Annotated in this window: 12 protein-coding genes; 3 read left to right on the forward strand and 9 right to left on the reverse strand. The window is 48.2% G+C overall.

Annotated elements, in window-relative coordinates; translation table 11 throughout:
* Window positions 1-248 precede the first annotated feature (248 nt).
* The gene (locus VN105_RS28445) at window positions 249-2,573 is read left to right on the forward strand and encodes an ABC transporter permease (RefSeq protein ID WP_325646655.1); all 2,325 of its coding nucleotides are present in this window, start codon (window positions 249-251) and stop codon (window positions 2,571-2,573) included.
* A gap of 329 nt (window positions 2,574-2,902) precedes the next feature.
* Here the strand turns inward: VN105_RS28445 and VN105_RS28450 are convergent, their stop codons facing one another.
* Window positions 2,903-4,594: a SusD/RagB family nutrient-binding outer membrane lipoprotein gene (locus VN105_RS28450; RefSeq protein ID WP_325646657.1), complete on the reverse strand. Its 1,692-nt coding sequence runs from the start codon at window positions 4,592-4,594 to the stop codon at window positions 2,903-2,905.
* Between the two features lie 35 nt (window positions 4,595-4,629).
* The gene (locus VN105_RS28455) at window positions 4,630-8,064 is read right to left on the reverse strand and encodes a SusC/RagA family TonB-linked outer membrane protein (protein WP_325646659.1); all 3,435 of its coding nucleotides are present in this window, start codon (window positions 8,062-8,064) and stop codon (window positions 4,630-4,632) included.
* Between the two features lie 234 nt (window positions 8,065-8,298).
* On the opposite strand from VN105_RS28455, the gene VN105_RS28460 reads away from it, so the two are divergent.
* Entirely contained in the window at window positions 8,299-9,264 is a 966-nt protein-coding gene (locus tag VN105_RS28460) for a terpene synthase family protein (RefSeq protein ID WP_325646661.1), read from the forward strand.
* Here VN105_RS28460 and VN105_RS28465 read toward each other — a convergent pair whose 3' ends face one another.
* The 5 genes from VN105_RS28465 to VN105_RS28485 form a co-directional block, all read right to left on the reverse strand.
* Window positions 9,265-10,959: a hybrid sensor histidine kinase/response regulator gene (locus VN105_RS28465; RefSeq protein ID WP_325646662.1), complete on the reverse strand. Its 1,695-nt coding sequence runs from the start codon at window positions 10,957-10,959 to the stop codon at window positions 9,265-9,267. It abuts the gene before it with no gap.
* A gap of 100 nt (window positions 10,960-11,059) precedes the next feature.
* On the reverse strand, window positions 11,060-13,081 hold the full coding sequence (locus VN105_RS28470) for a copper-translocating P-type ATPase (protein ID WP_325646664.1): 2,022 nt from the start codon (window positions 13,079-13,081) through the stop codon (window positions 11,060-11,062).
* Window positions 13,082-13,092: 11 nt separating this feature from the next.
* Complete coding sequence (locus tag VN105_RS28475) at window positions 13,093-15,300, reverse strand: multicopper oxidase domain-containing protein (protein ID WP_325646666.1); 2,208 nt, start codon at window positions 15,298-15,300, stop codon at window positions 13,093-13,095.
* A gap of 15 nt (window positions 15,301-15,315) precedes the next feature.
* Window positions 15,316-15,816 carry a DUF3347 domain-containing protein gene (locus VN105_RS28480; RefSeq protein ID WP_325646668.1) on the reverse strand — a complete coding sequence of 167 codons (501 nt, stop codon included), beginning with the start codon at window positions 15,814-15,816 and terminating at the stop codon, window positions 15,316-15,318.
* 326 nt (window positions 15,817-16,142) lie between these two features.
* Window positions 16,143-18,308 carry a S46 family peptidase gene (locus VN105_RS28485; RefSeq protein ID WP_325646670.1) on the reverse strand — a complete coding sequence of 722 codons (2,166 nt, stop codon included), beginning with the start codon at window positions 18,306-18,308 and terminating at the stop codon, window positions 16,143-16,145.
* A 168-nt stretch (window positions 18,309-18,476) separates the two neighbouring features.
* Between VN105_RS28485 and VN105_RS28490 the strand changes: the two genes are divergently transcribed.
* The gene (locus VN105_RS28490) at window positions 18,477-19,568 is read left to right on the forward strand and encodes a sensor histidine kinase (RefSeq protein WP_325646672.1); all 1,092 of its coding nucleotides are present in this window, start codon (window positions 18,477-18,479) and stop codon (window positions 19,566-19,568) included.
* Window positions 19,569-19,669: 101 nt separating this feature from the next.
* Here the strand turns inward: VN105_RS28490 and VN105_RS28495 are convergent, their stop codons facing one another.
* The gene (locus VN105_RS28495) at window positions 19,670-19,816 is read right to left on the reverse strand and encodes a hypothetical protein (protein WP_325646674.1); all 147 of its coding nucleotides are present in this window, start codon (window positions 19,814-19,816) and stop codon (window positions 19,670-19,672) included.
* Window positions 19,817-20,031: 215 nt separating this feature from the next.
* A complete protein-coding gene (locus VN105_RS28500; RefSeq protein ID WP_325646676.1) occupies window positions 20,032-20,856 on the reverse strand; it encodes a M57 family metalloprotease in 825 nt (274 codons plus the stop codon).
* Between the last annotated feature and the right edge of the window lie 364 nt (window positions 20,857-21,220).

Here is a 21,220-nt window from a genome sequence, read left to right on the forward strand (position 1 = left end):
GCAACACCAGTTCTTTAACCGCATTAAAAGAAACGGTTAACAGGATAGCTGCTACCTTATAGCCGCCACACTGAAACCGGACAAAAACTGTACAGAAACGAACATATATAAAATATCTCCACATCAAAAATAGTTGAAAAACGAAGGCTTATCTAAATGGCATCGTTTTTACGATACCAGGCGCAGATCGCATTACTATGATAACAAACTTCTTCCGGTCCGCCTGGCGGAATTTAAAGCGGCACAAGGTGCATTCCTTTATCAATATAGGTGGCCTGGCATTAGGCATTTCCTGCCTGCTTCTTATCTTTTCGCTGATCAGGTATCACCTGGGCTTCGACAGGTTTCATCCAAACAACGACAGGATTTACCGGATCACCACGGAGTTCCATGAAGATAAAATACGCCAGAATACCGGCGTTCCTTCTCCCATGGGGGAAGCATTCAACCGCGACTTTGCCGTAGCCGAAAAAGTAGCCCGGATAGCCAACCTGGGGAAACGGGTTATCTCCACATCGGGCGACAGAAGGTTTGAAGAAGAGATAGCTTTTGCCGATCCCGCCTTTTTCGAGATCATGAATTTTCCTTTGGCAGCCGGCGACCGCAGCTCGCTGCTAAAAGCTCCCTTTACAGCGGCTATCACGCAGCAACTGGCAACAAAATACTTTGGAACAACAGACCCCATCGGTAAAATCATTCACCTCGATGATTCCCTGCAATTCACGGTAACGGCTATATTAAAAAATCTGCCGGTCAATACTGATTTCCATCCGGAAATCTATTTTCCTTTTAATAACCTGGAAAACCATTCCCCCTGGATGGTGGAAAAAGACTGGTGGATGAGCGTGAGCAAAGACATGCAATGCTTCGTACTGTTAAAACCAGGCGTCCGGCCCGCGGATGTAAACGATAAGGTATTAAGCGCCATCTCCCGGCAACACTACGATAAACAGACAGCGGCCATATTCCGGTTTAAACTGCAACCGCTTTCTGATGTTCATTTTAATGCAGCACTGAGAGGCGTCATAGAAAAGAAAAGCCTCTGGGCACTGGCTTTCATTGGCCTGCTGCTGATCATTACCAGCTGTATCAATTTCGTAAACCTCAACATAGCCCAGGCATTGGGGCGCTCAAAAGAAATCGGGTTACGCAAAGTATTAGGCAGCCACCGCGGTCAACTGTTCCTGCAGTTTATGATGGAAACCGGTCTCACCGTATTAATAGCCATGCTGCTGGCCGTCATTATTTCCCTGCTTGCCTTACCCTATATCAATAACCTCTTTGATGTGAAGCTGAGTATCAGCAATGCATACAACGGCTACCAGCTGCTGTTCCTGCCCGCTTTGTTCCTCATGATCGTTTTCCTCTCCGGCGTTTACCCGGGTGTGATCATTGCAGGTTTTCAACCCATACAGGCGCTGAAAAATAAAGTGATGCAGCACAAAGCCGGTGGCATGCCTGTAAGAAAAGGACTGGTGGTAACACAGTTTGCCATTTCACAACTGCTCATCATCGGCACCATTGTGATCGCCAACCAGATGCGCTATTCGATGGAGTCGGACCCCGGCTTCCGGAAAGATGCTATCGTGATGTTGCCTGTACCGGAACACAGTCCTGCTAAAATAAGCACCCTGCGTTCTTTACTGGCGCAGATCCCTGGCGTGGAAAAAATTACTTTCTGTGGTAATGCACCCGCTGCATCAGTAACGCCGTCTACCGGTATTCAGTTCGCATCGCGCACAGAAAGCGAAAAATTCTCTATTTACTATAAACCTGCTGATCCCGAATATCTTTCTACCTTTGGGATCCCGTTGCTGGCAGGCCGTAATCTCTACCCCTCCGATACCATCCGGGAATTTCTCGTCAACGAAACTGCCGTAAAAAAATTACAGCTGCCTTCCAACAACGATGCCCTGGGTAAAAAAGCAACTATCAATGGCAGTACCGGGCTGATTGTAGGCGTAGTGAAAGATTTTCATAACCGGTCGTTTCACGAACCTATCGATGCGGTTTACCTGACCACTTCGGTTGAGCATTATGGCAACTGCGCCGTCAGGGTAAACATGACCAATTACGCATCTGTTGCACCATCACTGGAAAAAGCATGGCAGGAAGCCTTCCCCAGGCAGATCTACAATTATACCTTCCTGGACGAAAGGCTGGCACAGCTTTATAAATCCGACACCACTATTCTCCGGCTTATCCGGTTATTTACCATCATCTCCATTATCATTGGTTGTATCGGTTTATATGGCCTGGTATCGTTTATGGCTACACGAAGAACAAAGGAAATGGGTATCCGTAAAGTGCTTGGCGCCAACGTGGAAAACATTATATGGCTGTTTGGCAAAGAATTCATTTACATGCTCATGATCGCTTTTACCATAGCAGCGCCTCTAGCCTGGTACATGATGACCCGCTGGCTGGATACTTTTGCTTACCGCATTCACTTTGGTGCGGGCATTTTTGCTATGGCTATCTTTATTTCCCTCGCCGTAGTACTGCTAACGGTAGGTTATAAATCCATTCAAACGGCATTGATGAATCCTGTTAAAAGTTTAAGGGCTGAATAAGATCCTTCACTTTTACGTATATGCTCCGGTTGCAATTCAAAACTACTCAATGGTGGAAGGACACAAAAACAAAACCGCCGGTTTTGCCGCTTTTTGCCGGAATCCGCCGAAAATGGTGGGGTCTTACGGGGCTTAGTGTATGGGGAGTGTATGGGGAGTGTATGGAGAGTGTATGGAGAGTGTATGGGAAGTGTATGGAGAGTGCTACACATAGACGACTCCTAAGCATCAGAGAAGTACCGGAGAAGTATGCAGGAAGTAACTCACACGCAAAAAAACGGTCAGCTACCCCTAAACGGAGCAGCTGACCGCTGAGAAACAACGGGGAATTACAACCCCTTTCCAAAATCCGGCGCCGGCTTATCATACCAAACCCTTTGCGAACTGAGTGTGGGCAAATCCTGCGCATTAGGCGTAAAGCCCTGTTGCTGCATGGCTGCATTCCAGTTGGCCCGGTTTACCTCCCCGGGGTCTGTTAGCCAGAACCGGCGTGGAATCAGCTCATTAAAGGTTTCCCTGCCGTAATAGGCGGAACCGGTTTTAGGATACCCGGTACGCCTGCAAAATACATACGCCTCATTAGATTGACGGTACATACTCAGGAAAGCCTGTACATAAATCCTTTCAAGATTATTGACACCGTTAAATTTCACCTGTGCGTTGTTCTGGTAGGCTTCTATTTCTGTGAGCCCGGTACCGGTATAAGCGGTGGTGGAACCTGCTGCTACCGCAATGGCGTTCATGGTTTGAATGGAAGATGCAATGCCTTTGTTATACCAGTCTTCCGCGGTTCCTTTGGTATCCACGCCTCCTGCGTATCCTTTCTGGATAAATTCTGCTATATAAAAACAGGTTTCCGCATAAGTAACAGATACATCCAGGAAATTACCGGTGGCCTGGTTCAGCTTCGGAGAAAAGAACCGGCGGTTAATAGCAGATATCAGGTTGTACTTGGTATACTGGCTGACAATAAATCCATTCCCGATATAAGCCGCCACGGTGGGATTGGTGGTCCAGTCGGCCGGACCGCCCTGGTACATGATCAGCGGATCATTGGGATTGATAAAAGCCGGCAATGTAACGTTATACTTCGCCAGCGAATCCTTGTAACCGCCTACCAGGTCGTTCTTTTCAAAGTATACCGGTAAACGCGGGTCTGCACTTTTTTTCATGAAGGCCATAATGGAAGTAGTAGCATAACGGCGGCTGCGGTAATCTATATCAGCGCCATTGCCAAATGGCGTATAGGTGCTGTTAAGATATTTCACCTGTGATGCATCATCGTTAATGGGGCCGGTGGCGTCTTTCATCACTTCCTGGAAAATGGCCTGGCATTTGGCTTTATCGGCATTCTCTAACCTGGCGGCTATACGAAGTTTGAGTGTGTTAGCCAGCTTCACCCATCTTACCCAGTCGCTCTGGTAAAAAATATCCGATTGACCATAGCTCACCTGCGCAGGCAGCGAATTATCTGAAAGCACTTTAATGGCCGCATCCAGTTGGGAAAGCCAGTTATTCATCAGTGTTGGCTGCTCGTCGTACACGGGTCCGTATTGCGACTGGTAACGTCCTTCAATGGCCTGTGAGTAAGGAATGGAGCCGTTCATATCCGTTACCTTCAAACCATGAAGTACCTGCAACACATAAGTGACCATGGCAACCTTCTGGTACTGGTCTTTATTGGGCATTTCATCTACCTGCTTCCTGATCTCAAATAAATTAGGAAGGATCTGGAGGTAGTAATTATTATAACGCGTGTTTACGTTGTTGGTAATTTCGTACGGACTGGAAGTAACATGCTGTGTAAAGCGCATCAGCTGTTCCATGCTTTCCCACACCCATTCTGTACCCTGGTAGGTTATGATCTTATCTTCCGAATAACTGAGCAGGAACTTTACATCCGGCTTCGACACCAGGCTTGGATTGGTGTTGATATCCCCGAAGTTTTTAGAGCAGGAGCTGGATCCCAGCAGCGCGAGTAACAGACCGGTTTTTATATATTGATGCAATGTATTTTTCATGATCTTGATTTTTTGTTTGTACAATTTATTTTTCCTTAGAAGCCAACCCTGATAGTACCTGCAATAGAGCGTACCATTGGCAGAAATCCTTCTTCCCCGGAGAATGCCGTATTGTTGGAATTGTTGGAAGCAGGATTATAATTATAAGGCAGTGAATTGTACAGGTATAACAGATCGCGGCCTACAATCGCCACGCTAAGATTATTCAGCATCAGTTTCTTACAAATGGCCGGTGAAAACTGGTATGCTAAAGACACCTGTCTCAAAGAGATCCATGAATTTTTCTTTATCCAGAAATCGGAAACACCGGTAGAAGAAGAACCATATCGGTAAAAAAACTGCGGCGCATGGGTAGGTTCTACCAACCCTTTTTCATAAGCCTGCTGGTAGGTCATACCACCCACGTTTACCTGTTGCCCGTCGGGCAAGGTTACCATCTGTCCCTTTGCAAATACGCCATCGGGGATGATGCCGTCATCGTAGGTTTGCTGATCGTACTTGCTGGTCCAGGTAATACCGCCATGATCTGCATCCCTGCCCTGCAGGGTATTGGGGAATACGCCGGTATGCGTGCCATAACGATAGGTAAGCAATACAAAATCGCCGCCGAATTTACCATCCAGCAACACGTTTAATGAAAGGTTCTTATACCGGAAAGTATTGCTCCATCCTGCGCGGAACTTAGCATTGATATCGCCCACATCCTGCAGGGTGTTACTGCGGGCGGGGAACCCGGCACGGGCATCGGAACGCCAGGCCAGTTCAGGCTTGCCGTTGTTGGGATCATCTATCGGGTTGCCATTGGCATCAGTGGCCTGGTAAGCTTTTGAATGAATAGTAGTACGAAGGGTACCGTAAGATTTACCTACAATTGCCCAGGTACTGATCTCTCCTACATTGGCTTTCAGGTCGTACTCTGTGCGGCCCGGGTACAGGGATTTGATCAGGTTCCTGTTGAGCGAGTAATTGACGTTGGTGTTCCATTCAAAATCTTTGGATTTCACCGGTGTTCCATCTACCATTACTTCCAATCCCCTGTTCTGGATATTACCGGCATTGATAATAATGCCCTCCAGGCCGGATTCCGGCGGGGTGCCTATATCCAGGATCTGGTTTTTGGTATTATCCTGGTAAACGGATACGTCGAAGCCTATACGACTTTTCAGGAAACGCATTTCTATACCCAGCTCTTTGGCCACTTTTCTCTCCGGCTTCAGATCGGGCACCAGTGCAATAAATTTACCGGTAAGCGGATCGGGATAGCGGCTGTAGGTAGAGATGGGCAGATCTATACCACCGGAAGAAGTATACCCGTTAAAGGCAAATCCCGGGTTAATGGTAAAGGGATCGGTATCATTACCCAGGCCGGCTATATTACCTCTCAGCTTACCAAAGGTGATCCATGCCGGCAGCTTAAACGTTTCGGAAAACAACCAGGAAACGCTGACTGCCGGGTACTGGTAAAAGTAGTTACCTGTACCATTGGTATAGGTAAGTGCAGAGGACCAGTCGCCACGGAAGGTACCCTGTACAAACAGCTGGTTCTTCCAGGCCAGGTCCACGCTGGCATAAATGGAGTTGAATGCTTTTTTGCTTTTTAGCCCGCCTTCTGCTTTTGGCTTTTCTACAGAGTTAGCCAGGAAGTAGTTGCCGGGATAACTGAGCCCGCCTACCGTTTCGCTGTAGTTGTAGGTGGTTTGGAAACGTTGGGTTTCACCGCCTATGTACCCGCTGAGGTCAAGGTCTTTGGTGAGCGTTTTATTTACGGTGGCCATCCATTTAAAGAAGTAGCTTTCTTTGCTGGTATGTCCCAGGCCATACAAACCGCCGGTGAAGTTCTGTCCCTGTCCCAGTTCCTTGTTTTCATTTTTGGTGTACAGGTTATTCACATTGCCTTCCAGTACCAGGTTAGCCCAGGGCGTAAGTTTTGCAGTAATAGCAAGGCGGCCGCGGATGGTTTGTTCATTCTGGAAGTAATCGTTTTCAAACAAGTTAAACCAAAATCTCGATTCGGGCACCTTATTGGTTTCATTGGGATCCGCCGGGTTGGGCGTACCGCCCAGTGCACTGGTATAATGATCCTTTTGCATCCAGTACCTGGTATCATAGTTACGTGGTAACAACCAGGTGAACAGCTTACCAAAGTTATAGGAAGCAAAGGCATCCAGGCCACCGAGGCGGGGCGGGTTCCTTCCTGTGAAATAAGTGTAGTTGGCACTTACGTCGGCACTCAGGAATTTATTGATCACATGCGTTACGCGCGCCTCCACGCTGTTTTTGAGCAGGTTGTTCTTGGCAACAATACCTTCACTCTGGTCGCGGGTATAGGATACGCGGAAAGTGGACCGGTCGTTACCGCCATCCAGCGATATATTGGTGGCCGATCCATGACCGGTTTGAAATGCATCGAGGAAGTTATTGGGTTGCGCTACATATTTTGTAGGAGTACCGTCGTAGTTGATCACATCCTGCCCGGCAAAGCGGGGACCCCAGTTTTCCAGTTCGCGGCCAATCTGCCGGTCGATGTAAGGCTTACCCGTGGCCGGATCAGTAGGAAATACTTTTGTTCTCCAGTTCTCTGTTGGTTTATAGTTGGGATCGCGGTTATCGGTAAAGAAACCGCCTACGGAACCGCCCCCGTATTCGTTCTGGAAATCGGGGCCGGAATAAGGGTCGAATACATTGAACGTCTGGCTAACGTTAATGCCTAAACCTTTTCTTTCATGTCCTTTTTTTGTGGTGATGAGAATAACCCCGTTGATAGCGCGTGAACCGTACAGGGCCGCGGCTGATGAGCCTTTGAGCACAGTTACGCTTTCAAAGTCTTCCATGTTCAGGTTTTTCAGGTCGTTACCGAAATCGCGCCCTGTACCTCCGAAGGTGCCATTGTCCATGATCACGCCATCGATCACGAAAATGGGCTGGTTATTATTCCGCAGGGTGGAGTTACCGCGGATCAGGATCTTGGTGCTGCCGAAAAGTCCGCCGGCGCCCTGGTCTATTTGTACCCCGGCCACTTTCCCCTGCAGGGCATTCACGGGGTTCACTTCATTGGTGATGGCAAGGTCGGCGCCTTTGATCTCCGTGGCGGCAAATCCCAGGCTCTTTTTGGCTTTGGTGATACCAAGTGCGGTTACCACTACTTCTCCCAGTTGTTTGTTGTCTTCCACCACGGTAACATTAATGGTGGTTTGGTTGTTAATGGGAATTTCCTGCCGCAGGTAACCGATGGCATTAAAAATCAGTACCCCGTTGGCGGGTGCATTGATGGAATAATTGCCCGCTGCGTCGGATACGCTGCCTGTTGTAGTACCTTTCAATAATACAGAAACGCCGGGTATGACTTCCTTTTTTGTGGAAGTAATGGTTCCGGTGACTTTAATGTTTTGTGCAAAGGTTGCTGAAGCGCAACATAGGACCAGGTATAAAGAAAGTATTCCGCGCTTGGAGGAATGTAAACATGTCCACATACAGGTGAGTTTAAAGGTTGATAATATTTATGCTATGACCGACTGAATTGCGTGCGATTTGTTCACTAACTGAAAATGGTTGATTTAAAATAACGGTTGATGATCTGCTCCTGACTATAACGGCTGAACTGGTTATTTGTTCATAACAGTGAAAGTGTTTGATAAATTTGTATGCAATCGCAAGTCACCTGTCAGCCGTCAACTTTTATCTATTCACTTTAAATACAATTTATCATGTTTACAATCAATTCCGGCCCGGAACTTTACTGTCCTTATCCCCAGCGGTTGCACCCGCTGGTACACGAAGCGGATGCGCATACCACAGCGTGGGTCCGTGCTTTTAATCTTGCCATGGAAGAAAGCTCCTGGAATGCCTATCACGATCAGAAGTTCACCTGGATGGTAGCCAGGATGTTCCCGGATGCGCCACTTTTTTCCTTATGCATTGCAAGCGATTTTAACACGCTGCTGTTCCTTTGGGATGATCACCTGGATGCGCTGGCGCCCAACCAATTCAATACCGGGTTTGAGCGCATGGCGCATCAGATGATGCAGATCCTGCAAACCGGCAAAACATTTACCCTGGAAACGGGCGGTCCGTTGCTGGCGGCCATGAGCGATATCTGGCAGCGGATGCGCCGCATCAGTAACCGCTCCTGGCAAACCCGGTTCGCCCGCAGCCTGAAAGATGCCTTTACAGCCAACCTGTGGCGTATGCAGCATGTAAACAGCGCCCGCAACATTTCGCTGAAAGACTACATGCGTTTCCGCCCGCAGATCGGTGGCGCCAATTTCTTCCTGGAACTGGCTACGCTGATGGATGCCATCCACCTGCCGGCAGACCTTCGGGCCAATCCGCAGGTAAAAAGCCTGGGCCTCTATTGCAGCCGCACCATTTGCTGGGCCAACGACCTCTACTCCTTCTCAAAAGAATCGGAACTGGGCGATGAACTCAACCTCGTGATGCTCCTGAAACACCATCAGCAACTCACACTGGAACAGGCGGTAGAACAGGCTACAAAAATCCACAACTCGGAAGTGGCCCTGTTTAACAATACTGCCGATGTACTCACCGCTGTATGCGCTGCCGCTGTAAAACCGGTACTGGAACAGTATATTTTAACACTGGGACAAATGATGAAAGGCAACATCGACTGGAGTGGCATAGACACAACACGTTATCAGTATGTGTATGCATAACTACTGTAGCAATACTTTGTTCACAGTGCTGTTCAACAGTTTCAAATCAATAGGTTTAGAGATATATTCCCTGGCGCCTGCGCCCAGCATATCATCGATCGACTCCTGGAAGGCATCGCCGGATACGGCGATCACCGGAATATTTTTTAAAGCAGGTATATCACGGAGCTGATGAAGGGTATCCTTCCCGCTAAGTCCCGGCATATAACTATCTATGAAAATAAGATCCGGTTTTTCATCCATTGCTTTGTTAATACCTTCTGCCCCGCTGCCTGCCACTACCGTAGCAAAACCCAGCCTGCGCAGGAAATTGGATAATACCAGCTGGCTCATTTCATTATCATCGATCACCAGGCTTTTCAATCCCTTGTGAAGCGTAAGCTCCATCCAGCCGCCCTGTGCCTGGGTGGGCGCCTGGGCTGTTGTTAACGGCAGGCGTACAATAAAGGTGGTGCCTTCTTCCGGCAGGCTGGTCACGGAAATCTTCCCGCCCATCATCTCCACATATTTCTTCGTGATCGGCAAACCGAGACCGGTTCCTTCAAATTGGCTTTTTCCTGCTTTAAACGGTGTGAACAAAGTAAGCAGATCGGCCGCAGCAATACCCTGGCCCTGGTCTTTTACTATAAACTGCCACTGTGTTCCTTCCTGTAAAACATTTACGGAAATTACGCTGTTGGTGCGGGTAAACTTGATCGCATTAAACAACAGGTTATTCAGTACCTGTGTCAGCTTGCCTTTATCGGCCACTATATAACACGGCATATCTTCCGGGATATCCGTCCTGATCTTCACTCCCCGCAGATCAGCGATATACTGGTATACAATGATCTTATCGGAAATAAGTTCGCGGATATTAAATGCTTCGGGATGAATGGCGTGTGCTGCACCGCCTTCTATTTTCGAGATGGCCAGTACATTATTGATGATCTGTAAAACATTATGCGTAGCGGAATAGAGGTGTTCTATTTCCGGGCGGATATCGTTGTAGCGGTCTTCTTTATGCACTTTCATCATCAGGTCCTGGCTGATCGCATAAATTGCATTCAGCGGGTTACGGATCTCGTGGCTGGTTTCCCTTACAAAAATTGTTTTTTCGTCGGTAGCTTTTGTCAGTTTTACATTGAGCGTTTTCAGTTTTCTTACATACAGGAAGATAGTAGCTACATCCAGCAGGAGGATAGCCGGAAGCGTAATCCAGCGGATGATGAATTGCTGGTGATGCCCCATGGCCATGGGCGTAATAAATGTATAATAATAATTGATCTCGCAGGCGATCACTGATAATACAGCCACTACAATGCTGGCAATTACGAGCGCCCTTGTTCTGAAAATCATGAGCGATGCACCCAGCAGGAACAGGAACAACAGGTGTACTTCCGTTAGCATGCCCAATACGGCGCTGAAATAAACGATGGCGATATTATTGATAGCCACGAAGGCAATACTGGCTAAAACAGGCTTATTTACGGCATTCAGCAGCAATACGCCGAGGAAAAGACCGGCTTCTGTCCAGGCAGGGATCAAAAGGTCCGTTTTCCCGGTACCTGCAAAGCAGCCGGCGCCAAATAAAAGACAAAGGGTGGTAGTGATTAGGGAAAAGATATTGACCATCCTGGTCACCCTGGCCAATGACTCTTCCTGGCGGAAGGTTCCGGTGTTCACAACACGGTGAAAAAGCTGACGGATGTTCATATGGTTATATTTTGAGAGGCATTCGCGGGATAGCTGACAAATCAATACAGTTGTAAATCAGTATATCACAAGCATAAATCTACTGCAATTTACGGATTATTTACTTCCCGGGATTTTTCACTTTCAGGAGGCTGGCATTAATGGCTGCCACTACAGTACTTACCGTCATCAGTACCGCACCGGCAGCGGGGCTCAGCAGTATCCCCTGTTGATATAACACGCCTGCCGCCAGGGGCAGCGCCACAATATTATAACCGGTTGCCCAGGCCAGGTTCTGGATCATTTTCCGGAAGGTGGCCTTACCAAAAAGGATCAGGTTTACTACATCCTGCGGGTTACTGTTCACCAGTACGATCCCGGCTGTTTCCGCCGCCACATCGCTCCCGCTGCCAATGGCAATACCCACGTTGGCCTGGGCCAGCGCGGGGGCATCATTGATGCCGTCGCCGGTCATGGCTACAAATTCCCCCTGCTGCTGCAATTCCTTAATCTTATCCAGTTTCTGGTGTGGCAATACTTCTGCAATATAGCTGTCCATTCCCAGCGTTTTGCTTACCCCTTCGGCCACTACCTTATTATCGCCGGTAAGCAGCACGGTTTTGATCCCGTTTTTCTTTAAGGTGGCAATGGCGCCGGCTGATTCCGGCCGTACCTGGTCGGCCAGCGCAATGAAGCCTGCCACGGCGTTGTCCCGTACTACGTATACCAGGGTTTCTCCCGCCCGGATATCAGTGGTAGCGGCATCCTTCAGTTGTTCCGCCACATAACCCGGGCTCACTACCTGTACTTCCTTCCCCGCAATGCGCCCGCTGATCCCTTTACCGGTAAGCGCGGTGACATTTTCGGCGGGCGGCAGCGTAAGCTGCATTTCTTTTGCCTTAGCGGTAATACCGGTGGCTATAGGATGCTCCGAACTTCCCTCCAGTGCGGCAGCCATGGCCAGTACTTCTTCTCCCTGAACACCGGCCTGCAATGATTCAAACCTGGCCACTTCAAAACGGCCAACCGTGAGGGTGCCTGTCTTATCAAAAACAAGCGTGGTGATCTTCCTGGAATTTTCAAAATCCGTCCGGTTCTTTATCAGCAACCCATGCCGCGCGGATAAGGCGGTAGACCGGGCAACAACCAGCGGTACCGCCAGGCCCAGCGCATGCGGGCAACAGATCACGATCACCGTTACCATCCGCTCAATGGCAAACGATAACTCCCGCCCGCTTAACCACCAGTATAAAAAAGTGGCGATACCGGCTAAAATGGCAATCACCGTTAGCCAGCGCGCCGCTTTGTTTGCCAGCAGTTGCGTCTTCGATTTGGATTGCTGTGCATCCTGCACCAGCTTCACTACCTGCGAAAGATAGGAATCCGCGGCGCCATGCGCCACTGTTACTTTTATAGCCCCGTTGCCATTAATGGAACCGGCAATTACTTTATCATTGCGTTGCTTTTGTACCGGTTTTGATTCGCCGGTAAGCATGCTTTCATTCAGCGAAGTACTTCCCTCCTCAATGGTGCCATCTGCCGCCACTTTTTCACCCGGCTTCACCAAAATTACATCGCCTGCTTTCAGGGATTCCGTTTTCACCTCCATCACATGATCGCCATGTACCAGGTGCGCATCATCCGGCATCAGTTGCACCAGCAGTTCCAGTTCGCGCGAAGCGCCCATCACCGACTTCATCTCAATCCAATGCCCCAGCAGCATGATGAGGATCAGGGTGGTGAGCTCCCAGAAAAAATCCATACCCGGCAAGCCAAATACCGTAGCCACGCTGTAGATATATGCCACGGTAATGGCAAAGCCTATCAGCGTCATCATACCGGGATCGCGCCCCTTCATTTCTTCCCACCAGCCTTTCAGGAAAGGCCATCCCCCATAAATAAACACAACAGACGACAATCCCAGCAATATCCAGGCATCTCCGGAAAAAGTAAAAGAAATACCCAGCCAATGCTGGATCATTTTTGAGAGCAGCATTACCGGTACCGTTAGCACCAGCACTACATAAAAACGCTTCCTGAAATCGGCAATCATCATGGCATGATGATCATGATGCCCGCCGTGCTGCATCGCTGCATGGTCATGCGCCGTTTCCATTGTGCTGTGCTGATGCTGATGTTCCATAACTGTATGTTTTAATAGCTTAACGTGATACCGGCTCCGAGCCCCATATCGCTGTCGTAATGCGTGGAGAAGGAAAAATTCCTTGTAACAATGTACCGGAACCCCGCCATATATTCTTTATCTGTATTAACCATAAAACCAAAACGCAACCGCCTTGTAATGGGTACATCTTCCCTGGTTAACTGCACACGCACCTTACCTTCTGTATCCAGGGAGGCATCCGCCACAATCAGCATGGGTAAAGTATATGCCAGCCCCAGGTGTAGCACCTGCCTGAAGTTCTTCGTATTCTTCTGTCCAAAGAGGTTCTTCTCCGGTTCATCCATTTTGCGGTAACGCACATCCCAACCGATGTAAGGAAATAACCACTGGTTTTTACCGAGATATCTTCCAAAATGGCTTTCGCTCTCATAACCGTGACGGTCATTCAATCCTACACGCCATTCGGTGGACAAACGGTAACGGCTATTCGCTACAATAATCTCGCCATCGCTGCCGGTGCTTTCCAGTCCCACGCGCGCCATGGGATATAACATGCGGTCATCTTTCTTCAGCATACGGTACGCTTTCACCGGGTCGGGCACTTCCGGGTTTGGCGGCGAATCTTCATAACTGAATACCCGCCCCATACCGCTCATCATATGATAAAGAATGTGGCAGTGGAAGAACCAGTCGCCGCTTTCCGTAGCAGCAAACTCAATCGTGTCCACTTCCATGGGCATAATATCCAGTACTGTTTTCAGCGGTGAATATTCGCCCTGCCCGTTCAGCACCCGGAAGAAATGCCCGTGCAGGTGCATGGGATGCCGCATCATCGTATTGTTGAACAACACAATCCGTACAATTTCACCTTTCTTTATTAAGATTTTATCCGTTTCGGACACCACTTTATTATTGATACTCCATACATAACGGTTCATGTTCCCGGTTAGTTCAAAATGCAGCAACTTAACGGGACCTTCCGGCAGGGTTGTTTTTTCCGGCGCCCGTAACATACCGTAGTTCAGTGTTACAATATCGCCGGCTGCGCTGTCCATCTGCATGTTGTGCATATCATGAGCGCTGTGATCCATGGGCTTATCGCCACCGGTAATTTCAGGATACATCACGGTATTCATATCCATTACCTGGTTGCTCATCTGCATACCGGTGCTGGTATCGAGGTTACCGTTCATCTTCATCATATCGTTCATCATCTTCATTCCCTCAAAATATTTCAGTCGCGGCAACGGCTTTGCCGGCATCTTCATGCCTTGCCCCAGCCACAGGGAAGTAGAGCGGGTACGGTCTTCCGCGGTGGCAAGGAATTGATACTGCATATTATCCGGGATGGTCACTATCACATCATAGGTTTCTGATACCCCTACCAGGAGCCGGTCTACTTCCACGGGTTCCACATCTGCGCCGTCATTGGCCACCACCGTGAGTTTCCCGCCGGCATAGTTCAGCCAGAAATAAGTGGAGGAGCTGCCATTGATGATCCTCAGTCTTACTTTATCGCCGGCTTTAAACTGTGGTTGTTCATCTGTTTCTTTACCGTTCGACAGGAAGCGTTCGTAATATACATCGCTCACATCCATAGCATTCATACGTTTCCATTCATTGGTCACTTTTGTTTTGAAATGCTTATGCTGTATGGCTTCGGCATAGCTCTGCACCGATCCTTTTTTGATGGCGAACCAGTCGTTTGCATTATGCAGGTACCTGTTCACCGTATGCGGGTGTATATCTGTCCAGTCGCTCAGCAACAACGTATATTCCTTCCCGTTATCGGGCTTCCGCTCATGAAAAACAATGGCGCCGTACATACCGCTTTGTTCCTGGAACATGGTATGACTATGGTACCAGTAAGTACCGTGCTGTACAACGGGGAAACGGTACAGGTGTGTTTCACCGGCTTTTACCGGTCTTGTGGTAAGGTAGGAAACGCCGTCGTACTGGTTTGGTAAGATAAGGCCGTGCCAGTGAACAGAGGTTTCTTCTTTCAGGGTATTATGTACATAGATCTCTGCGGTATCCCCTTCTGTGAAATGCAGGGTGGGTCCGGGAATAGTGCCGTTAATAGCAAGCCCATGGCTCATTTTTCCGGAATAATGTACCATGGTATCACCTACATACAGATCATAACGCACCACCTTTGGGGCGGTATTTAAAGGAGCCTGTGCAACAACCATACTGCACAGGCTCATCAATGTGATATACAGGAATACTGCTTTCATACTAATCATTAAAAACTATTGAATGGTGTCGCTTACTTTACCGCAGGTCAGCATCTGGCTGCCGAAGTAAGGATTTTTGATGGCGTTGCTGCTGCTCAGCCAGTACGCTTTTTTCATGGGGCAATATTCCTGGTACACCGGCTGTCCTGAAAGCGGTACTGCTTTAGCCAGCTGGTAAAAGTTATCAGAAAATGTTTTGAACTGTTCCCGTTGTTTGCTGATGTTTTTTGCTTCAGCGATAGCTTTGGCGCCGCCCTGCAGCTTTGCAGCCAGCGGCATATAAGCATCGTGAACGGCAGGTGGCATAGACGACATATCAACACCGGCGGCGGCTCTTACAAACTCATCTGCTTTGGCCGCAGCCACGCCTGCATTACCGCTTACCAATGCGTCTTTAATATTGTAATATAAAGAAAGCAAGGGAGAAAGCTGTGGGGAAACAGTTTTACCCTGTGCCATTCCGGGTTGCATAAATGCAGCTGCCAATACGATGCCTGCCAATAATATCTTTTTCATGTTTGTTGTTTTTATTTGTTGATAAAGTCTGGTGTAAAAATACGATGTAAACGGGGCGGGCAGTTATAGAATTAATGCTATGTTTTATATAATTCCGCGGAATTTGTCTGACTCACTGATTTTGTCTGACTCACTGATTTTGATGATTTCGCTGATTACGCTGATTTGATTTTGTAATGATTTTTAAAATGATTTGGGGAGATTTTAGCGAAAGTATCCGCTTAAATCTCCCCGAATCATTTTAAATCCAAAGTAATCAAATCAGTGTAATCATCAAAATCCTGAGTCAGACAAAATCCGCTTAGCTCGCCAAAGGCGAGCAGGAACTATAGCAGCTTCATTTCATCGATCAGTCGCGTACAGCCGGCGTATTTGTCTACAATAAACAGTACATAGCGGATATCCACCATGATGTTACGGCAAATGGCCGGATCAAAATTGATATCGCTCATGGTGCCTTCCCAGGTCCGGTCGAAGTTCAGCCCTATCAGTCGGCCATAAGCATCCAGTGCTGGGCTTCCGGAGTTACCGCCGGTAGTGTGATTAGAGGCGATGAAGCAAACCGGCATTTTACCATTCACTCCATAACGGCCGTAGTCTTTCTTTTTGTAAAGCTCTATTAAACGCGCCGGCACATCAAATTCGTAATCCCCCGGGATATATTTTTCCATGACGCCATCGAGGTAGGTATAAAAATCATAGTGAATGGCATCACGCGGGTTGTACCCGTCTACTTTTCCGTAAGTAACCCGCAGTGTGCTGTTGGCATCGGGATAAAAAACTTTTTTGCTGCCCATTACATCCATCTGCGCCTGCATATAGGTGCGTTGCAGGTTATTGATATTGGATTGCAGATCGGCCAGCGGGCGGCTTATATTATCCACATAACCTTTGCGCATGGCCATTACCAGCCGGGTAGCCGGATCTTTCCACATCTGCGCTACTACCGTATTATATGGCTGCTGCACAAAAGCAGTGAGTTTATCCATAGACGTTAGCCCGGATGCTGCATACAGTTTATCGGACAATACGCGGCTGTTTTTATTGTTCTCCTGCCAGATCTGTGCAAATTCCGCCCCTGCAAATTGTGCGGGCACACCTTTGGCATACAGGGCAATCAGGCTTACCGCCACATCGTGATCCACATTGGCATTATAGTTCTGGTAAAATCCCTGCATGGAAGTAAGGAACTGCTGCCGCATGGTTTCATACTGCGCTTCTCCCCTTTCATGCACATCGTTGAGGAAACTGATCAGGCGGTCGCCTACGGTGAACAGTTCTACATTCCTAACCAGCTCGCTGTAGTAATCGCGGGCCTGGGCATAAGGCTGAACCTGCTGGTAGTAGCCGTTGAGAGAGTCCAGCACACCGCCGTATTTTTGTTTCCATGCGGGATTGTTTTCCAGCTGTTGCCGGTAGGTATCTTCGTACTGTAATTTTTTGCCTATGCCATTGGTTTGTTTTACGCCCTGCATTTCTCCCATCCACTTCTTCCAGTAGTTGGCCGTACCGGCAAATTTAGCGGCGTACTGGATCTTTATCTGCGGATCCTTGCGCATATAGCCATCCATGATCTTGAGAGCTGCGTCGCGCATTTCCACTTTAGCGGCATCCAGTACTTCCACAGTTTGTTTTACGCCTTCAGAAGGCAGGTATTCGGTGGTGCGGCCGGGAAAACCCATCACCATCGTAAAATCGTTCTGTTTTACGCCCTTCAGGGAAATGGTGAGGGCATATTTGGGCTTTAAAGGCACATTATCCTTTGAATAAGGCGCCGGGCGGCCATCCTTACCGGCATAGATGCGAAACATGGAAAAATCGCCTGTATGACGCGGCCAAACCCAGTTATCCGTATCGGACCCGAACTTACCGATGGAAGAAGGCGGTGCACCTACCAGGCGTACATCCCGGTAAGTTTCCGTTACAAACAGGAAATACTGGTTGCCTTCATAAAAAGGCTTTATCATGGTTTCCTGCCAGCTTTCGTGGCGGGCCTGCTGCCGGATCTCGTTCAACCGCTTATCGATGGCCGACTGCCGCTCTCTTTCGCTCATACCGGCCTTTACATCCTGCAGGGCCGCTTTGGTAACATCATCGATACGTACAATGAAGGTGGCAAATAAACCGGGGTTAGGCAGCTCTTCCACAGCCGACTTTGCCCAGAAGCCGTTTTCCAGGAAGTTATTCTGCAGGGAGGAATGCTTCTGGATGGCATCATAGCCACAGTGATGATTGGTGAGCAGCAATCCCTGCTCCGAAATCACTTCCGCCGTACAAAAACCGCCGAAACTCACAATAGCATCTTTCAGACTGCCTTTGTTGATATTGTAGATATCCGCGGCAGTGATTTTCATGCCCATGCCCTTCATCTCTTTCTCATTAAGACCGGAAAGCAGCTGCGGCAGCCACATTCCCTCGGTAGCGTAAGTGTGCCTGGCCAGTACGAGGAGAAGTACCATTAATAGCACCGGTTTCACGATTCGTTGCAACATATCTGATATTCTTTTTATAAAAGAGGCAATTTACTATAATTCGGGCAGCGACGAAAAGATAACCCGGTGTTTCCGATCATTCATCGACGTAAACCAGCGATTTACAGAGAAAGCAATCGCTATCCGGTAAGAAAGTCTGAATTTCAGCCCCATATCTATCTGTCGCAAATGTTCCGCTTAAAATCTTCGGTAGTAATCGCACACATCACGGGGTGGCTGATATGCCTGGGTTTACCCCTGCTGTTCATCAGCGGGCAAACGGGCGACCGTAAAGCACTCTCCATCCTGTTTTCAACAGATTACCTGGTGTTCCTGGTAACGTACGTAGCACTGTTTTACTTTCACACTACTTTCCTCTTCCCCAGGCTGTACTTCCGGAAACAATACGTCCTTTATTTCCTTTCAGTACTGCTGTTGCTGGTAATGGTGAACTATATGCGCCCCTACGACCACCTGTTTTCAAGGCTCCGGCATCCGCACATGGAAACCCGGTGGCGCCCGCCAACGCCACCAGGCAGGCAACCAGGCCCGCGACCGGAAGCCATGGAGCCACCCGGTAAACCGCCCGTACGGGTGGATATTGTGAGCGACTTCCTTTTCCTGCTCACCATTGCACTCAGTATCGCCATTGAAACCACGCACCGGTGGCGCCAAACCGAAAAACGGGCGCTGTACGCAGAAACCCGGAAAACACAGGCGGAGCTGTCGTTCCTCAAAGCCCAGATCAATCCACACTTCCTGTTCAATACCCTCAACAATATTTATTCCCTCGCTATCACCCGCAGCGATAATACCGCTATGAGCATCATAAAGCTGTCCAACATGCTGCGCTATGTTACAGAAGACACGAGAGATGATTATGTGCTGCTGGAAAGCGAAATTGAATGCCTGCGGGATTATATCGATCTCCAGAAACTCCGGCTCACTACCAAAACAAAAGTCAATTTCGCTGTTACCGGCAGCCCGGGCATCAAATGCATTGCCCCGCTGGTACTACTCCCATTCCTTGAAAACGCATTTAAGTACGGGGTCAGCAATCATGAACCTTCGGAAATCAATATCCTGCTGCAAACATCCGGTAACAGGATCCATTTTTACTGCAGTAATAAATTATTCAGGATAACGCCGGATACAAGCCGCACCGGTATTGGCATTGCCAATACCCGGCAACGACTGGATCACCTGTACCCCGATAAATATGAATTGCAGATCAGTGAAGATAACGGCGCCTACGCTATTTCCTTACAATTACAGGTATAACCGATGGAGATCAGATTTATAGTGATAAATGACGAACCGGGATTAAGATGATTATATTGATTTGTGTTTTGTTGTTTTATTTTTTCAGGGAGATGTTTATTTCAGGATTCCTCACTATAATTACAGATAGATATATCATCGTTCAGTTCTAAGATAAACGTATCTGTAGTGTCGCTGAAGCCCGGCACAGGCACAGCCGTAGCGCTGATGAACAATTGTTTCAGGAATTGTTTACGGGTGTTTTCCATCTTATCATTTTTGATCTGTTATAAAGATTTTGATTCTGTAACAGATCAGCAAAAAGGATAGATGAACAGGCATTATGTACCGGAGAATAGCATTTCCGGAGCGGAATAGATGGCCACAGAAAATTTAATTCAGCAAAGAATACGGAGGAAATCCTTTTCCTGCAACAAAAAATCCCGGCCCCGGAAATACTTCAACAGATCAGCTCATGCAACGATTAGTGATACAGGTAATTCAGTGCAATAATATCGTTGGCGTTAAACGTGCGGTTGCCGCCATTGGAGCAGGCCAGCATCCAGGAGTTGGCATCCGGTGCGGATGGAGTTCCCGGAATGTACACTGCGCCTATATTGCTGGCGCCTTCGTTTGTTGGCGTACCGCCGCAGCTGTAGGAACGGTCCATGTAATCGGTATGGCGCATACCAATGCAGTGGCCAATTTCATGCTGGATCACAGAGCCCACATACAGTACGTTTGGATTGGATCCATAAGCATACTGGTTGGTGTTCATTTTAATGGTGCTGTAAGGATTGCCGCCGCTGGTGGGGAACCCTGAAGAACCCAGCGTAATGTAACCGCCACTAGGTCCCTGGTTAAATCCCTTGATGGTGATGTTGGCAGCGCCGCTGGTTACACGCTGGAAGGTCATGCGTAAGCCTAACCTGTTGTAGCGCGCAATAGCCGTGTCCGTGCCGGCAATAAAAGCGGAACCGAGGCCGGTTACCTTAATTTTAATAACGCGGGGTAATGCCGTTACCAGGTAATTGGTGCGGTACTGCTCTGTTTTGGCAATTCTTAAAATAGGGCTGTTAATTATCACATTCAACTGCTCATCTGTAAGCAGGATGTCGCCTTCCACAAGGTAGCCATCTTCGGTTTTCACCACGTTCTCTGTACTGAAGCCGTTTGCTTTGATCTGGGCTAACACTTCTGCTGATACGGGATCTGGCTTTGCTTCTTTTTTCGCGTCGTTCTTCTGACAGGACGCAAAGAGGAAAGCCGCTGCCATACAGCAGAGTACAGGAATTGATTGTGTTCTCATAGTTCAGATTTTTGGTTTTGTTTAGAAAAAGAATTGAGATTTTGTTCAGGTTTTAAAAAAAGATATCCTTTCGCCTGTTCCTGTAAACAAGCAATTGTTAACACTACTAATACCTGTGCCGATCTGCGATTGAACCAGGCATGAAACAGCAACAGCCCTATGCATGAAACACAGTTGCTTTTTCATTATCCTGCCGCAAATGCCATCGTTTAGCTTTGATTATCTTCCTGAAAACTACAATTACACAGTGCACTCGTTTTCGGGTACATACAATAGCTAATATGCCTGCTATAGCATAGCATCAGATTTTAATGGGTTGGTGATGATTCAGTGATACCGGCTGTTCCGGCGATTCAGACTTGCT

It is taken from the genome of Chitinophaga sp. (genome assembly GCF_035564935.1).
GTDB lineage: Bacteria > Bacteroidota > Bacteroidia > Chitinophagales > Chitinophagaceae > Chitinophaga.

Bases quoted from the DNA above. Each gene is read 5' to 3' on its own strand.
- VN105_RS28450 (WP_325646657.1), bottom strand. From the start codon at position 4,594: ATGAAAAATACATTGCATCAATATATAAAAACCGGTCTGTTACTCGCG.
- VN105_RS28455 (WP_325646659.1), bottom strand. From the start codon at position 8,064: ATGTGGACATGTTTACATTCCTCCAAGCGCGGAATACTTTCTTTATAC.
- VN105_RS28460 (WP_325646661.1), top strand. From the start codon at position 8,299: ATGTTTACAATCAATTCCGGCCCGGAACTTTACTGTCCTTATCCCCAG.
- VN105_RS28465 (WP_325646662.1), bottom strand. From the start codon at position 10,959: ATGAACATCCGTCAGCTTTTTCACCGTGTTGTGAACACCGGAACCTTC.
- VN105_RS28470 (WP_325646664.1), bottom strand. From the start codon at position 13,081: ATGGAACATCAGCATCAGCACAGCACAATGGAAACGGCGCATGACCAT.
- VN105_RS28475 (WP_325646666.1), bottom strand. From the start codon at position 15,300: ATGAAAGCAGTATTCCTGTATATCACATTGATGAGCCTGTGCAGTATG.
- VN105_RS28480 (WP_325646668.1), bottom strand. From the start codon at position 15,816: ATGAAAAAGATATTATTGGCAGGCATCGTATTGGCAGCTGCATTTATG.
- VN105_RS28485 (WP_325646670.1), bottom strand. From the start codon at position 18,308: ATGTTGCAACGAATCGTGAAACCGGTGCTATTAATGGTACTTCTCCTC.
- VN105_RS28490 (WP_325646672.1), top strand. From the start codon at position 18,477: ATGTTCCGCTTAAAATCTTCGGTAGTAATCGCACACATCACGGGGTGG.
- VN105_RS28495 (WP_325646674.1), bottom strand. From the start codon at position 19,816: ATGGAAAACACCCGTAAACAATTCCTGAAACAATTGTTCATCAGCGCT.
- VN105_RS28500 (WP_325646676.1), bottom strand. From the start codon at position 20,856: ATGAGAACACAATCAATTCCTGTACTCTGCTGTATGGCAGCGGCTTTC.